Genomic DNA, 15,309 nt, shown 5'->3' with positions numbered 1-15,309 from the left:
TCGCTGCCTTTACAAGACAAATAGATAGCTTATATCTACCAATCCTTTCTCCTTTTATTCAAGCAATGAACCAATTCTTTGGTGCTTAGAATACTAAGAAGAAAGGTTTTTTGTCTTTTTCTGTGTTGAAGTATTTTTTGATCGCACAAAAAAAGAACCCCTCAAAAGAGGAGTTCTCAAGGCTTGCTTACATCATGCCGCCCATACCCATTGATGGGTCCATTGCAGGAGCTGCTGGCGCTGCTGGTTCTGGTTTTTCGGCAACGACTGCTTCAGTTGTTAACAATAATGCGGCAACAGAAGCTGCGTTTTGTAATGCAGAACGCGTCACTTTTGTTGGGTCAACGATCCCAGCTTCTAGCATGTTTACCCATTCGCCAGTTGCTGCATTGAAACCAACGCCTAAGTCAGCGTTTTTCAATTTGTCGATGATGACTGAACCTTCGTAGCCTGCATTTTCAGCAATTTGACGAACTGGTTCTTCTAAGGCACGTAAAACGATTTTGACACCTGTTGCTGCATCGCCATCTGTTTCGATTTCTGCAACTTTGTTGATGACATTCACTAAGGCAGTTCCCCCACCTGAGACCATGCCTTCTTCAACAGCGGCACGTGTTGCATTCAATGCATCTTCAATACGTAATTTCAATTCTTTCAATTCAGTTTCAGTTGGTGCCCCAACTTTGATCACAGCAACCCCACCAGCAAGTTTTGCTAAGCGTTCTTGTAGTTTTTCACGGTCAAAGTCAGAAGTTGTATCAGCGATTTGGTTTTTGATCAATTGAACGCGTGCGTCAATTGCTTCTTTTTCACCAGCACCTTCAACGATTGTTGTGTTGTCTTTATCCACAACCACTTTGCTTGCTTGACCTAAGTTATCGATGGTTGCATCTTTCAGCTCAAGACCTAAGTCTTCAGTGATCACTGTACCACCAGTTAAGATCGCAATGTCTTCTAGCATTGCTTTACGACGGTCACCAAATCCTGGTGCTTTCACTGCAACAACATTGAATGTTCCACGGATTTTGTTCAATACAAGTGTTGGTAATGCTTCGCCATCAACGTCATCAGCGATGATCAATAATGGTTTTGATTGTTGTAAGATTTGTTCTAACAATGGCAAGATATCTTGGATGTTAGAGATTTTTTTGTCAGTGATCAAGATGTATGGATTTTCTAACGCTGCTTCCATTTTATCGTTGTCAGTTACCATGTATTGTGATAAGTAACCACGATCAAATTGCATTCCTTCCACAACATCTAATTCTGTTTCGATCCCTTTTGATTCTTCAATAGTGATAACACCGTCATTGCCGACTTTTTCCATTGCATCAGCGATGTATTGACCAACTTTTTCACTACCAGAAGAAACAGCACCAACTTGTGCGATTGCTTCTTTTGAATCAACGATTGATGAAATGTTGTGTAGCTCTTCTACAGCCACTTTTGTTGCCATTTCGATCCCACGACGAATACCTAATGGGTTCGCACCAGCGGTGACATTTTTCAATCCTTCACGAACGATTGCTTGTGTCAATAACGTAGCAGTCGTTGTTCCGTCACCAGCGATATCGTTTGTTTTTGAAGCGACTTCAGAAACAAGTTTTGCGCCCATGTTTTCAAAATGATCTTCTAATTCGATTTCTTTAGCGATCGTTACACCGTCATTTGTGATCAATGGTGAACCGTAAGATTTTTCTAAAACCACGTTACGACCTTTAGGGCCTAAGGTTACTTTTACTGTATCTGCTAATTTATCTACCCCACGAAGCATTGCTGCGCGTGCGTCTTCTGCAAATTTGATTTCTTTTGCCATGATTTCATCACCTCAAGTATTTTTTATTTTTCTTATTCTACTACTGCAATGATATCTTTTGCAGCAACGATCAAATATTCTGTTCCTTCATATTTCACTTCTGTGCCAGCGTATTTTTCGAACATTACTTGTTCGCCAACGTTGACAGCAACAGGAGCTTTTTCACCGTTTTCGAGCGTGCGTCCTTCGCCGACTGCAATAACGGTACCCGTTTGTGGTTTTTCTTTTGCTGCTGATGCAAGCACGATTCCGCCTACAGTTTTTTCTTCTTCTTTTGCGACTTCGATAATCACACGATCACCTAATGGTCTTAACACGATAAATCCCTCCAATGAATGTTATAGAATTTAGCATTAGCACTCTCTTGTATCGAGTGCTAACTTACAGTTTCAATATTACTCATTTTCCCAAATTTTTGCAAGCCTTTTGCTAAATTTTTTTTGCATTTCTAATTGATTGATAAATATAGTAGGATTTTTTGTTTCTAGAAGCAACCTAGTCTATAATGAAGCAAAGGAGTGTGAGGAAACAACTATGTCTTTATCAAAATATTCTTTGTCCACGATTCTTACTTACGGCATCGTCTTTTTTCTACCGATCGCCTTCGTCCCTAGCGGACATCAAGTAGCAGCAACAACGATCGGTTACTTAGCTGGTGCAGCGATCATGTTTTTCTTGTATTTCAAACAAACAGAACCGCTATCGTTTGAACACAAAAAAACCAAAGTCTCAGCGATTCTTATTTACGGGCTAACAGGCATTGTCGCAGCGATTTTGTTGCAAAATCTAGCCATCTTTATCGAATCCTTTTTCGGAGAAGTCAGCGCTTCGCAAAATACCGAAAACATCATTGCCATCGTGGTGCAAAACCCACTCTTTGCTCTCGCAGCAATGGTCGGTGGGCCAATTATGGAGGAATTTGTCTTCCGCAGAGCCTTAGTTGGCATCATTGGGAAATACAGCAATGTTTGGGTTGGTGTAGTGGTCAGCGCCGTAGCCTTTGCCTTTGCCCACAATGACAATCATCTCTTAGTCTATATTTTCTTAGGACTGTTCTTTTCTGGGCTTTATGCTTTGACCGGCAGTATTTGGACTTCCATGATCACCCATGTGGGAATGAACACTTTAGTTATTATTATTCAGTTATTGCTTCATTACGGCTATATCCAAATGCCCTAAAGAAAAAACGCTACGCAGAAATTTTGCGTAACGTTTTTTTCTTTAGACCTTCGTGCCATTGGACGTAATCACTTGCTGATACCATGCAAATGAATCTTTCTTCTGACGAGCAAGGGTTCCATTTCCTTCATTGTCTTTGTCCACATAGATCACACCATAGCGTTTCTTCATTTCCCCTGTCCCCGCAGAAACCAAGTCAATGATGCCCCACGGTGTATAACCTAATAAGTCGACGCCATCATAAGCTACTGCTTCTTTCATCATTTCGATATGGGCTTTTAGGTAGTCAATACGGTAGTCATCGTGGATCTGTCCATCCTCTTCCACCGTATCCACCGCACCAAAGCCATTTTCTACAATGAAAAGCGGCAATTCGTAGCGTTCATTAAACCAGTTCATGGCATAGCGCAAGCCTACGGGATCAATCTGCCAGCCCCATTCAGAAGCATCGACATAGGGATTGTCCACCAGATCTTGGCTCTCATCATAGTCATAGGTTGGATCATTCTCCTTGCCTTTGATCGCAAAAGACATATAGTAGCTAAAACCAATGTAGTCAACACAACCTTTTGCCAAAGCTACTTCATCTTCAGGGGTGATATCTAAATCAAATTGTTTTCTTTCAAAATAGCTGCGCATATAGCTCGGATAGTGCCCACGGGCATGAACATCTGAAAACCAATAGCGCCGTTGCATGGCCACCGTGGCTGCCATCATGTCTTTGGGATCGCAAGAATACGGATAGATTGGGCACATCGCGATCATCGATCCGATTTGAAACGCAGGATTGATCGCATGTCCTAACGCCACCGCTTTTGCACTGGCAACGAGCTCGTAATGAGCTGCTTGGTACATGACTTTTTCTCGGTCTTCTCCTTCCGTAAAGAACAGACCAGAATTGGTAAATGGCGCAAAATCTTCTTTATAGTTTGCTTGATTATTGATTTCATTGAAGGTCATCCAATACTTCACTTTCTTTTGATAGCGCGTAAAACAAACTTCTGCAAAGCGGACAAACAAATCGATCAACTTACGGTTACGCCAACCTCCGTATTCGGTCACTAAATGATAAGGCATTTCAAAGTGAGACAGGGTAATGACTGGCTCAATGCCATAGCGTAAACACTCATCGAATAATTGATCATAAAAGGCCAGGCCTTCCTCATTCGGCTCGCGCTCATCCCCCTTTGGAAAAATACGGGTCCAGGCAATCGATGTTCGGAAGCACTTCAACCCTAATTCGGCAAAAAGCTTGATGTCTTCAGGATACCGATGATAAAAATCGATCGCTTCATGATTGGGATAGCTTTCGCCCGGTTGGATACCTTCCGTGATTCGGCGAGGAATTCCGTTGCCTCCGACAGTCATGACATCAGCGACACTCACGCCTTTTCCACCCGCACGATAGCCGCCTTCCAATTGGTGAGCAGCGACTGCGCCACCCCATAAAAAATCGCTTCTTAGTTTATTCATTTCTATTCAACCTGCTTCCTTGGTATTAAACGATCTCTGTTTCTTGTTTATAGTTCAAACTATCGACCTTACGAATGAAAGGATAGTAAATAAAGAAGCCGATTGCTAAAACAACAAATTGTAAAATAGCGGTCCGAATGCCACCTACTAGAAAACCTGAAATGATCGGCGGAGTCGTCCAGGGAACTTGCACAGCAGTAAATAGCGGTACGATACCGGTATAAAGTGCAAAATACGTGATCACGCCTGAAACCATCGGTGTCAAAATAAATGGTAATACCATGATTGGGTTCATGACGATCGGTGTCGCAAAAATAATTGGTTCATTGATATTAAAGAATGCCGGAATCAAGGAAAGACGTCCTAATTGTTTGAACTGCGCCGAACGGGCAAAAGCCACCATGTATAGCACGATCCCAATCGTCATTCCTGCGCCAGTTACCGTCATAAATTGATCCAAAAACTGCTGGGTCACGATGTGTCCGCCATTTTCTAATGTCAATGCTTTACCAGATTCAAGAATAGCCGTATTGGCTAGTGAATTGGCTTGTAAAATTGGTCCCATGATCCCGCCCACGATCGTCGAACCGTGAACCCCAAAGAACCACAAGAATGGCACTAAGAAGCCTAGCATCATTGCACCACCAAGGGAATCCGTCACCCCTTGCATTGGACTTTGAATCACGGTGTAGATCCATTCGACCACGGTTGTTTGAAAAACTTTATCAAAGAAAATATAAATGCCTAATGCGATGGTCGTCAAAACGGCGGCTGGAATCAATGCTGTAAATGAGTTTGCGACATTGGTGGGTACTTGCTCTGGCAATTTGATTCGGATGTCGCGTTTCAAGAACCACGTATAGCCCCAACCCACAAAAAGTCCCACTAAGATGGCACTGATCATTCCTTGTCCACCGGTCCACGTCTTATCAATGACATTTGCGATGGTCACATTTGCTTCAGCATCCGTCACACTTGACTCCATAGTTAATAAGAAAATAACTAAACCAATCATTCCTGCAGGGAGTCCTTCGTAACCTTCTGCTTTTACATATGAATAGGCGATGCCCATTACGGCGAAAAAGGCCATAATTGCAAAAGAGGCGCCATAGGCTTGGTTGAAGTATTCACCTAAGCCGCTATTCGTTACCCAATCCGCAATCGACTGGACGGGAAAGTTTGCTAATAGTAGGAAAATCGATCCTACGATTGAAAAGGGCATCGTATAGAGCATACCGTTTCTTAATGCAGTGATTGCTTTCGTATTGACAAATTTTAATATTGGGGGTAATAATTTCTCATTGATCCATTCGTTCATCTCACATCACTCCTAAAATAAAATTCTATCCACTGGCCAGTGAATTCGCTTACAAATAAATCTTAATGGATAATATTCCCCTTGCCTATAGCTTTTCTAAGTTATGAAACATGTTCCAACAAAAAAAACAGCCGAAGCTGTTTTTTTACGATCACTTAGATTTGCTTGTAGACTTGATGGGCTAAAAGTTCGATCAGTGTAATCACCGGGACTTGCGTCGTCAGGTTCAAATCGACTTCTTTTCCCCCACTGACGACGGGCATATAGTAGGAAATATTGTAATCTGCCATTTGGGCGATCGTCGATTTTTCATCATTGGTGATACTGAGTACTTTTGCCCCATACCGTTTGAAATCCTCCGTTTGCTTGATCATTTGAATGGTTTCCCCCGAAACTGATAAAATGATCGCTAACGTATTTTCCATCCCACGAGGCGGTACTGGCAAAAAGGGATCGACGATGCTATAGGCATTGATGCCTAAATTAGCAAAATAGCGGCTGCCATAGGTGCCAAGAATACCACTAGTGCCGATACCTGAAAACGCCACATGGCGTGCGGAAAGAATCAGTTCTACCGCTGGCTGGATAAACTTACGGTAATCTTCATTATTGACTTTTTTTAAGAATGTATTGACTTGGATCGTTGCATCATAGAAAAGATCAAACGCTCGTGCATCTTGTTCCTTTTTTTGACAGATCGCATACTTTAACTCTGAATACCCGCGATAGCCTAATTTCGTGATACATCGTAAAATCGTCGAGGTCGAGACATGGCATGCAGCTGACAATTCGCGGATCGTCAGTTGATCGATCTCTTCAAAATGCTGGACAATGTACTTATAAACAGCCATTTCAAGCTCGTTCAGACACTTGATTTTTTCTTCATCAAACATACCCGCTGCCTCCACCCGACAATTTTATCCTTTGTTGATCGATTAGATTGCAAATAACTCCGTCGCTTTGTCAGGATCGGTATCATAGACTTCAAATGTTTCTCCAACACCTAGATCATGTTCTTTCATGGTGTTGACCATCGTTAAGTGCGCCAACTCTTTCAAGTTGTTTTCTTTACTTAAATGACCAAGATAGACCCGTTTGGTATTGTCGGTCAAGATATCCGTCATGACCAGAGCGCCATCTTCATTCGATAAGTGACCACGATCTCCAAGAATTCGCTGTTTGAGGCTCCATGGGTAAGGGCCCATTCGCAGCATTTCTAGGTCATGGTTGCTTTCCACAAGGTACGCATCGGCGCCTTTGATAATGCCTCGCACATGATCGCTGCAATAACCGGTATCCGTCAACATTACGAATGATTTGCCGTCTTTATGGAAACGATAAAATTGCGGCGCTGCAGCATCGTGAGAGACGCCAAAGCTTTCAATGTCCAAGTCACCCAAGGTCAGCACTTTTCCCATTTCAAAGATATGTTTTTGTTCGACAGCGACGTTACCGATCATTGGATCCATCGCTTGCCATGTTTTTGTATTCGCATAGACATCAAGTTTGTATTTTCGCGCCAGTACTCCGACACCGTGGATATGATCTCGATGTTCGTGGGTCACAAGAATGGCGTCCAAATCTTCTGGTTTACGCCCTACTTCATCCAATAATGAAGTGATCTTCTTGCCGCTCAAACCGGCATCCACTAAGATCCGCTTTTTATTGCTTTCGATATAGAGCGAATTTCCTGAGCTTCCGCTGGCTAGAATACTTACTTGAAAGGCATTTTCCTTCATCATGGTTTACGTGACTTCCTCTCTGGTTGTTTCAACGAGTTCCATTATACCCGCTTTTTTATGGATTTTCTACCTTTTGAACGGCATTATTCGTGATGATCCGATTGCTAAAGGCATTGACCGTTTCGATTTGGATGGTGTCATCGCCATCTAATTGGAACGCAATAAACCATGCAGGAATGTACACATTTTTTTCCCTAACCTTCAAAATCATCGTATAGGCTAATTCCGTCCAGAGAATTTTCGAGTGACTCGGCAGCTTGTTGTTTAGATAAAGCGTATTTACTGCTTCTTTTTCTGAATAGACCGTCATCTTTTCCCTTAGAGGCGTAATATTGGAGATATGTGTTTGCGTGTAACGAGCAATCTGCAATAGATCATCCGTTTGTTCTAAGGTGATATCGATTCGACTTGAGCTGTCATTGAAAGGAATGCCTTCATAGGATTGAACCGCCACCACGGTCGGATGATTGGCGTTCAAGACAGAGAGGTTTTCCAAATAGTCATATTCATCCCCAAACAGGACTTGATCTTTTCGTTGCAAAAAACCATTGACGGTTTCTTCCGTTTGGGAATCATCACTGATGTAAAAGCCATTGGTTGAGACATGGATCAACTGCTGCCCTTTGACCGTCGACCCTCTTTTGAACTGCGTATTGAGTTGCGGATTTCGTAGCTCCACATCAAAATCCGTCTGTTCACCGCTCAAATAATAGCCACTCAAGACCTCATCTGATAATTCGCCAGAATACCGAATGTCCTCAGACTCGAGGCGTTGTTCGATAGGAATCGTTTGGTTTGATTGTGAAACCATCTGATGCTCGCTGCGAGCCTCACTGTAAACATTGAATAAAAAGACGTTCAGACCAAGAAAAGCGAGGAAAAAAATCCATTCGATTCGTTTAAAATCCAATTAATTCTCCTCCGTTTCTGCTAATTTTGTCATTAATGCATCATAACTGATCCAAGACGAGTCATAATTGACATACCAAGCAGGCGTCAAATCAACGAGTGGTGCATCTTTGATCTCCCCCCATTGATAGCCAACGATGATCTGTTGCAATAATTCAGGATCAGCCCCTGCCGCAATCAGCTCATTTTTGACCGACAAACTAGAGGGTAATTCAATCTCGGTTTCAGAAGGAATCGGCACTTGAATCGCGTTCAAACTGGCAGAAATCGTCATTTCCCGACTGCCGGTCTGACCACTTTCTGAAAAAGCAACACTGATCACCCCTTGACCACCAGTACTAAAGACTGGATAGCCTTCAACGAAAACCCGATAATCCAAGTGCTTGTCTTGTTGATCAAAATAGCGGATCGTCCCAAAATTGTTGCCTAAACGAATAATATAATCCGCACTCAACATCGCCAGGTCCGTTTCATCGGAACTGTCTGTGGTAGTTTCAAACTTGACTTGCTGCTGATCTTGCAAGACCGTCATGTTTTGCCCACCTTCATAATAGTAGGTATCGACACTTTCATCATTGATCTTGACGTTTTTAGGATTGCTGAAAAAGGCTTCTCGAAACAAGCTCTGAGATTGGGTCGAAGAATAGTAGCTGTATTTTTTCAGCTTGATCGAATCCTGCGTATAATATTGCTTGCTGGATCGTTCTTCATCTGCCACCATTGTCGTCCATTCCCGAGGGTTGTCTGCTAGTAAGTGTTTTACTTGGCTTTTGTCCCAGTCGATTTTGCCTCGCACCACTCGTTGATGGGTAAAATCAACAAATTGGATCGTGTTTTCTTCAAGGTCAAACTGGATGCGGGAAAACGGAAAATCCTCTGTTTCACTATCGTCCTCTAAGGACAGCTCTTTTTCAAAGGTTTTCTCATAATCTTTCAAGTAAAACGTTGTATAGTAGTTTAAGGACACCCCTTGATTGACTTCTTGGGCTTTTGAAAAAGCTTGTTCCTCGCCATAGGTTCGCAGCGTCAAATCACTGATCGTTGCCTCATTGATCGCCTCTTGGATCTCACGAATCACCGCTTCAGAGTTGGTTTCTTTGATCGCGTCCTCGTCATTCCAAGTCAAATACAGGGGCAAAAACAAATCGCTTTTTTGTTTGTAGGTTTGAACCGAAGGATTGACGCCGGTATCTGTTTCCGTGCTGGCATTGTTGAACCCAGTCGGATTCAGCCAAATCATATAGGAGAAATAAAAACTCAAGGCGATCATCACGATCAAGCCTACACGAATGATTTTTTCTGAGATTCTCATACCCACCAATCCTCCTCATACGGTTCATACGGCAACATGATGTAAAATGTTGACCCGCGATTTTCTCGACTTTCCGCCCAAATCGCACCGCCATGAGCTTTGATGACTTCTCTTGAGATCGCCAATCCTAAGCCAGTACCTCCTTGCTGACGGGCACGAGCTTTGTCGACTCGGTAAAAACGATCAAAGATCTTCGTGAGATCTTTTTTCGGAATCCCTAGTCCTTGGTCATTGATGCTAAGTACGATGTTGTTATGGGTCTCCATCAATTTCACCGTAATGATCCCGCCATCTGGCGAATATTTGATGGCATTATTCATGATGTTATCGATCACTTGGATCATTTTATCGGTATCGACTTCCACCCATAATTCTCGTTTAGTGAACTCCCGACGAATCAAGTATTTTTTGCTTTCATTCGTCACCATCATGTCAAAACGATCCAACACGAAATTGACCATTTCATTAAAGTTGATGTATTCCAACTGCAGTTGCGAATTGCCGCTATCCATCCGTGACAGACTCAACAAGTCATTGATCATCCGAATCATTCGATCCGTTTCATCCAACGTCACTTTCAAAAAGTTCGGCGCAATTTCCGGGTCTTTCCAAGCACCCTCACTCAGCGCTTCGATGTAGCTGCGCATACTCGTTAATGGTGTCCGTAACTCATGAGAAACGTTGGAAACGAACTCTCGCCGTTCCTGTTCATTTTTTTCTTGCTCTGTAACATCGTGCATCACCGCAACTAACCCAGAAATAAAGCCAGACTCCCGACGAATCATGGAGAAATCGATGCGCAAAATCATATTTGTTCCCGTCAAATCATTGCTAGGACGCTCCAACAGCATGTCTTCAGGATTTTCCAAAAGCTTTCGTAACGTGTATTCTTCATCGATTTCCAATAACGTCAAAATCGACTGCCCGATCGCTTCTTCGTTGCTGACATTTAACAAGGACATCGCCATCTCATTGATGGTAATGACTTTGCCTCGTCGGTCGGTGGCAACAACGCCATCTGTCATGTGAGACAAGACGCTGTCCAAGCGGTTTCGCTCAGATTCCATCGCCTCTTGAGTCTCTTCGATTCGTTCTCCTAGTTGATTAAAGGTCTCCGCCAGTTGCCCCAATTCATCTTTTCCATGAATCGCGACCTTGCGGCTATAATCTCCTTTGGCGATGCGAATCGCTTGTTCGCGCATCTCTCCGATCGGTTGGGTGATGGAACGAGAGACCAATAGTGCCACAATGATCGAAATCACTGCCGCAATCAGTGAGGCTGTCACAAAAATGACCGCAGTCGTACTGACTTCATTGTATTTTGACTCAAGATTGCTCCGTAAATAAAGGGTTCCTAAAACGGTATCCCCTGTCGGTGATTGGATCGACTGCACGATATTGAACACCCGCTGGCCGCTGGATTCATCATAGAGGACTTCACTGCGGTTCGTATCGTAATCACGGTAATCATTTTTTTCTCCCACCGAGCCACGATCATTGATATTGGTGGTTGCACGAATGATCCCTTGCTCATCCACCACCCGCATCTCCAAAATTTCCGATGAGTTGGTACTCGTTAAGATTCGATTCAAGGAAGCATTCATGGAATCCCAATCTAAACCGTCATCATTATCCATTCGACTCAATTCAGAGCCTAATGTTACCACTAACGTGCTGGCACGTGCCTCCATGTCGCGTTTGAAGGCATCGACCGTTGTTCTTTCCAATTCGCGAATAAAATACGCCCCGATAATCTGGATCGCAATCAATAAGATCAAGATAAAAGTCAGGGCGATTTTGAAGTTCACCGATTGAAAAAAGCGAACTTTATTTTTCATAGCTTATTCCTGTTCTGGGTTCCGCAAGTAATAGCCCACTCCGCGACGAGTAACCAAATAATTTGGATGGCTCGGGCTGTCTTCGATTTTTTCACGTAAACGACGCACCGTCACGTCAACGGTCCGAACATCACCAAAGTAGTCATAACCCCAAACCGTTTGCAATAAATGCTCCCGGGTCATCACTTGACCAAGATGTTTTGCCAAGTAGTGCATCAATTCAAACTCTCGGTGCGTCAATTCGATGGCTGCACCATTTTTAGTGACCATGTACGCATCAGGATGAATGGTTAAATCACCAATCGTTAATTCGCTGTTGGCGTTATCGTCTGCTTCCTTCGCAGCTGCCGAGCCGCGACGCAGATTGGCTTTGACGCGGGCCACCAATTCCCGGTTTGAAAATGGTTTGGTTACATAATCGTCCGCACCAAGCTCGAGGCCTAGTACTTTATCGATTTCAGAATCTTTGGCTGTGACCATGATGATCGGCATGTCATGGGTTTTGCGCACTTCCCGTGCAACTTCCAACCCATCCATTTTTGGCAGCATCAAATCAAGCAAAATCAGATCAGGATCGACCTCGGCTACTTTTTCTAATGCCTCTTCTCCATCATAGGCGGTATATACTTCATATCCTTCTTTGGTTAAATTAAATTTGACGATATCAGAAATTGGTTTCTCATCGTCCACGACTAGGATCTTTTTCAAAAATGTCACCTCAATTTTTTTTGGTTTCTTACTTATTATACATTATTTAAACGGGCTTTTCATCTTTCCCAAAAACCACGGCCTTATTCTTAAGGAAAGCACAAAAAAAGAAAGGCACGGGGCCTTTCTTTTTTACTCTTCTAACAGCTGGATACCGATCCCTAACAACCCAGGACCCGTGTGGACGACTAATGCGGGAGAGATTTGTCCAAATAAGATTTCTTTGACCTTAGGAAATTCGGCTTCTAATCGTGCTTTCATCTCTTTGGCTTCTTGCAGTGCATCACCTTGCGCCACAGCTAAACGCACATGGCGATGATCACCGATGAATTGCTTGATCAAGTCAACGGTTTTGTCCAAGCTTTTCTTCCGTCCACGAGATTTTGCGACCGTATAGTAGATCCCTTCTTCATTACAAGAGATAATTGGATTCAATTTCAAGGCATTGCCTAAGATGGAGGCGACCAGACCGATGCGGCCGCCTTTTTGTAAATACTCTAAGGTAGCTACGTTGAAAAAGACTTTGTTTTTCGGCACTTCATTCGTTAATTGTGCCCGCAGTTCTTCCCAAGTCACGCCTTTTTCTAACAGTTCTGCTGCACGAATCGCTTGCAGCCCTGCACCGATTCCGATATTTTTCGTATCAAGCACGAAAACCTCAAGATCCGTCCGTTGTTCACCTAACAGGCGAACGACGTTAAACGTTCCGCTCAATCCGCTGGAGATGGTTACGGCAAAGACTTTCTCATACCCATCGGCTTTGATCCGATCAAAGATTTCCCCGATCGCAGCACCGTCAGGTAACGAGGTACTAGGGATCTCTTGCGGCAAGCGCTCGTAGATTTCTTCCGCAGTAATATCAACTTTATCGGTATAGGTCCGATCCTTGTAGATAATTTGCAATGGCAACATATACATGCCGTATTGCTCCATGATCTGTGCGGGAACATCGGTACCTGAATCAACTAATAGGGCAATTTTCTCTTTATTCATGGGCTTCTCCTTTATGTGTGTCTAAATAAATGACTTCTAATTCAATCGTTTTTTCTGCCAATAGTTTGTTGGCAAAGGAACGCGTCGCACCTTTCATGGCTACTAATTCAATTGGGATCGGTTCCGACGTTATTTGTTCGGGTTCTCCCATCGCTTCTTTGCCGACAAGGTGGATCGCTTTTTCTTGTTCTTCACAAAATACATTGTAGGCATTTCTGATGCCGACAACTTTCCCTTGAAAAAGGATCCCCGTCTTTATTTCAGGAATCGTCAGCACTTGCTTGAGCATCGTGATCGCAATCAAAAATGCGAGATGCTTTTGATTGTAACGTTTCTTCTCTGGTGCTGGAATCATCCCTTTTTTGACATAATTATTGACCATGGAAGAGGTCAATAGCGGATGCTTTTCCGTTTGGATCACCGGCGATAAATATTGATCGATCAATGTGATCACCTGATCCATATACAGTTCCAGCGTTGGCAATTCTTCCCATCTCGGCAGGTGGAATTTCAGCAATGAATTGCCCCAATTTTTCATGTCTGCTTGTAATTTTTCCATGTCATCCTCCATTTTGAAGAACAGAAGGTTAGATTATCACAAACTAATCATCTAGTTTTGATAACTAGATACATTTTATCACGGTTTTCTGAGTTTTTAAAGCAATCTGATCAATCTTTTAAGAATTTCCTATCATTTGAATTTGGGAAACAAATGGTGTTTTATTAAGATAACGCCAGTTTCTCAACTGAAAAAAGCGCATATTTTTTTCAAAAGAATGATTGATTTTTCAACAATGGAGTGCTAAGATAATGAAGTACTTTTGGTACGGGCCGTTAGCTCAGTTGGTAGAGCAGCTGACTCTTAATCAGCGGGTCGCGGGTTCGAGCCCCTCACGGCCCATTGGGTGCCAAACCCACGGAACAGGTAAATGTTGGTGCGAAAGCATTTCGAAAACATTTATGCTGTTCCATTTTTTTGTTTATAATTATCATCTTGAAAATAAAGGAATTTTTTTGATAAAAGGATTTCTTATTCGAAGAGGTCTGTGTAAAACTTCAAAAACTTTTGAGCGATGAAGAAGGTATCTCAATACGACGGTCTTCCTTACTAAACGATGACTCATTTACCGATCACGAAACGAGCATTCTACGGATTTAAATCATTTGAGAACTTGAGAATTAAAATCTTTTTGATCAATCAATTAATCAAAGTAAGAAAACAAAGAAATCTAGGTCAGAATGAGGTTCATTCTGATCCAGATTGATTTTGGGCTCTTTAATTTATGGGACTGATGAATCAGAATTGAATCTTCAGTCAATAACAAAAAGTGACCACATACATGCGAACACTTCAAAAGTAAAAATTATATTTTACTTCTACTGTTTTCTATTTAAGCAATTGTCATTTTCTACGATTCAATTACATCGACTAATATAACTACAGCAGATATAACTTAATTATATGCAGTGACATCAGGAATCCTAAGATATGGCGCAACGAATTGATCAAGGCTTAACAAAAATGCTTGTTCATTTTTATGAGCCTTTGGCCCATAAGTCATACTTGTTGAAGTTAAACTAATTAAGTTCTAACACAATAAGGAATTCCACATAATTACCAATACTATGAGTGCCATCTCCGTTAACAGTAGCAACGCAAAGCTGTAGTAATTAACTTGCCGTAAGAGTGAGGTTATGACTAGCCTAAGTAAATATGATCTCATCATCCCATTTCTCTATTATTCTCAAATTAAATTCTCTTGAATATATTAAGAAAGTTACCTAGGAAAATGAGTACGCTAGTAATTATCATTTCTATTAGGATTTTTTAATAATATCCCCGGATCTTTAGAAGAAAAACTAGACCGATATTTTATTGGGATCAAAAAACTAATAATATTTCCTCAGATAAATACTTATCTTTAACAACACTCTAAATTTATCTCCTAAGCATATTCTTCAAAACACAATCAATAGTTATACAAATTAACCTAAAACATTCTGATCAAATAAATTAATAT

13 protein-coding genes and 1 tRNA gene are annotated in these 15,309 nt (G+C 42.1%); 2 read left to right on the top strand and 12 right to left on the bottom strand.

Annotation, left to right across the window (positions count from 1 at the left end):
- Positions 1-187: 187 nt before the first annotated feature.
- Positions 188-1,816 carry a chaperonin GroEL gene (gene groL, locus A5867_RS05300; RefSeq protein ID WP_087627032.1) on the bottom strand — a complete coding sequence of 543 codons (1,629 nt, stop codon included), beginning with the start codon at positions 1,814-1,816 and terminating at the stop codon, positions 188-190.
- Positions 1,817-1,848: 32 nt separating this feature from the next.
- Positions 1,849-2,133: a co-chaperone GroES gene (gene groES, locus A5867_RS05295; RefSeq protein WP_005225291.1), complete on the bottom strand. Its 285-nt coding sequence runs from the start codon at positions 2,131-2,133 to the stop codon at positions 1,849-1,851.
- A 217-nt stretch (positions 2,134-2,350) separates the two neighbouring features.
- Between groES and A5867_RS05290 the strand changes: the two genes are divergently transcribed.
- Positions 2,351-2,995, top strand: a complete 645-nt coding sequence (locus tag A5867_RS05290) for a CPBP family intramembrane glutamic endopeptidase (RefSeq protein ID WP_005225290.1) — start codon at positions 2,351-2,353, stop codon at positions 2,993-2,995.
- A gap of 42 nt (positions 2,996-3,037) precedes the next feature.
- On the opposite strand, the gene A5867_RS05285 is transcribed toward A5867_RS05290, so the two are convergent.
- The 10 genes from A5867_RS05285 to A5867_RS05240 form a co-directional block, all read right to left on the bottom strand.
- Positions 3,038-4,468, bottom strand: coding sequence for a 6-phospho-beta-glucosidase (locus tag A5867_RS05285; RefSeq protein ID WP_087627031.1), 1,431 nt, complete (start codon positions 4,466-4,468; stop codon positions 3,038-3,040).
- A gap of 25 nt (positions 4,469-4,493) precedes the next feature.
- Positions 4,494-5,786: a PTS sugar transporter subunit IIC gene (locus A5867_RS05280; RefSeq protein ID WP_005225288.1), complete on the bottom strand. Its 1,293-nt coding sequence runs from the start codon at positions 5,784-5,786 to the stop codon at positions 4,494-4,496.
- Positions 5,787-5,941: 155 nt separating this feature from the next.
- Complete coding sequence (locus tag A5867_RS05275) at positions 5,942-6,679, bottom strand: MurR/RpiR family transcriptional regulator (protein WP_087627030.1); 738 nt, start codon at positions 6,677-6,679, stop codon at positions 5,942-5,944.
- A gap of 42 nt (positions 6,680-6,721) precedes the next feature.
- Positions 6,722-7,528: an MBL fold metallo-hydrolase gene (locus A5867_RS05270; RefSeq protein WP_005231151.1), complete on the bottom strand. Its 807-nt coding sequence runs from the start codon at positions 7,526-7,528 to the stop codon at positions 6,722-6,724.
- A 55-nt stretch (positions 7,529-7,583) separates the two neighbouring features.
- Positions 7,584-8,438 (bottom strand): two-component system regulatory protein YycI, encoded by an 855-nt coding sequence (locus tag A5867_RS05265; RefSeq protein ID WP_005225285.1) that lies wholly within the window; start codon positions 8,436-8,438, stop codon positions 7,584-7,586.
- Positions 8,439-9,749: a two-component system activity regulator YycH gene (yycH, locus tag A5867_RS05260; RefSeq protein ID WP_087627029.1), complete on the bottom strand. Its 1,311-nt coding sequence runs from the start codon at positions 9,747-9,749 to the stop codon at positions 8,439-8,441.
- Positions 9,746-11,587: a cell wall metabolism sensor histidine kinase WalK gene (gene walK, locus A5867_RS05255; protein WP_005225283.1), complete on the bottom strand. Its 1,842-nt coding sequence runs from the start codon at positions 11,585-11,587 to the stop codon at positions 9,746-9,748. The genes yycH and walK overlap by 4 nt, the downstream gene beginning before the upstream one ends.
- Before the next feature lie 3 nt (positions 11,588-11,590).
- Entirely contained in the window at positions 11,591-12,295 is a 705-nt protein-coding gene (gene yycF / locus A5867_RS05250; RefSeq protein ID WP_010747607.1) for a response regulator YycF, read from the bottom strand.
- 132 nt (positions 12,296-12,427) lie between these two features.
- Positions 12,428-13,288 (bottom strand): DegV family protein, encoded by an 861-nt coding sequence (locus A5867_RS05245; RefSeq protein ID WP_005225280.1) that lies wholly within the window; start codon positions 13,286-13,288, stop codon positions 12,428-12,430.
- Positions 13,281-13,847 carry a DUF1836 domain-containing protein gene (locus A5867_RS05240; protein ID WP_087627028.1) on the bottom strand — a complete coding sequence of 189 codons (567 nt, stop codon included), beginning with the start codon at positions 13,845-13,847 and terminating at the stop codon, positions 13,281-13,283. Before A5867_RS05240 ends, A5867_RS05245 begins: the two co-directional genes overlap by 8 nt.
- 269 nt (positions 13,848-14,116) lie before the next feature.
- Between A5867_RS05240 and A5867_RS05235 the strand changes: the two genes are divergently transcribed.
- Positions 14,117-14,189: transfer RNA gene (locus tag A5867_RS05235), tRNA-Lys, on the top strand.
- Positions 14,190-15,309 lie beyond the last annotated feature (1,120 nt).

The organism is Enterococcus sp. 6D12_DIV0197 (assembly GCF_002174385.1).
In the GTDB taxonomy this organism is placed as follows: Bacteria; Bacillota; Bacilli; order Lactobacillales; family Enterococcaceae; genus Enterococcus_D; species Enterococcus_D casseliflavus.
This window is presented reverse-complemented; position numbering and strand designations above follow the sequence as displayed.

Bases quoted from the DNA above. Each gene is read 5' to 3' on its own strand.
- groL (WP_087627032.1), bottom strand. From the start codon at position 1,816: ATGGCAAAAGAAATCAAATTTGCAGAAGACGCACGCGCAGCAATGCTT.
- A5867_RS05290 (WP_005225290.1), top strand. From the start codon at position 2,351: ATGTCTTTATCAAAATATTCTTTGTCCACGATTCTTACTTACGGCATC.
- A5867_RS05285 (WP_087627031.1), bottom strand. From the start codon at position 4,468: ATGAATAAACTAAGAAGCGATTTTTTATGGGGTGGCGCAGTCGCTGCT.
- A5867_RS05280 (WP_005225288.1), bottom strand. From the start codon at position 5,786: ATGAACGAATGGATCAATGAGAAATTATTACCCCCAATATTAAAATTT.
- A5867_RS05275 (WP_087627030.1), bottom strand. From the start codon at position 6,679: ATGTTTGATGAAGAAAAAATCAAGTGTCTGAACGAGCTTGAAATGGCT.
- A5867_RS05270 (WP_005231151.1), bottom strand. From the start codon at position 7,528: ATGATGAAGGAAAATGCCTTTCAAGTAAGTATTCTAGCCAGCGGAAGC.
- yycH (WP_087627029.1), bottom strand. From the start codon at position 9,749: ATGAGAATCTCAGAAAAAATCATTCGTGTAGGCTTGATCGTGATGATC.
- walK (WP_005225283.1), bottom strand. From the start codon at position 11,587: ATGAAAAATAAAGTTCGCTTTTTTCAATCGGTGAACTTCAAAATCGCC.
- A5867_RS05245 (WP_005225280.1), bottom strand. From the start codon at position 13,288: ATGAATAAAGAGAAAATTGCCCTATTAGTTGATTCAGGTACCGATGTT.
- A5867_RS05240 (WP_087627028.1), bottom strand. From the start codon at position 13,847: ATGGAAAAATTACAAGCAGACATGAAAAATTGGGGCAATTCATTGCTG.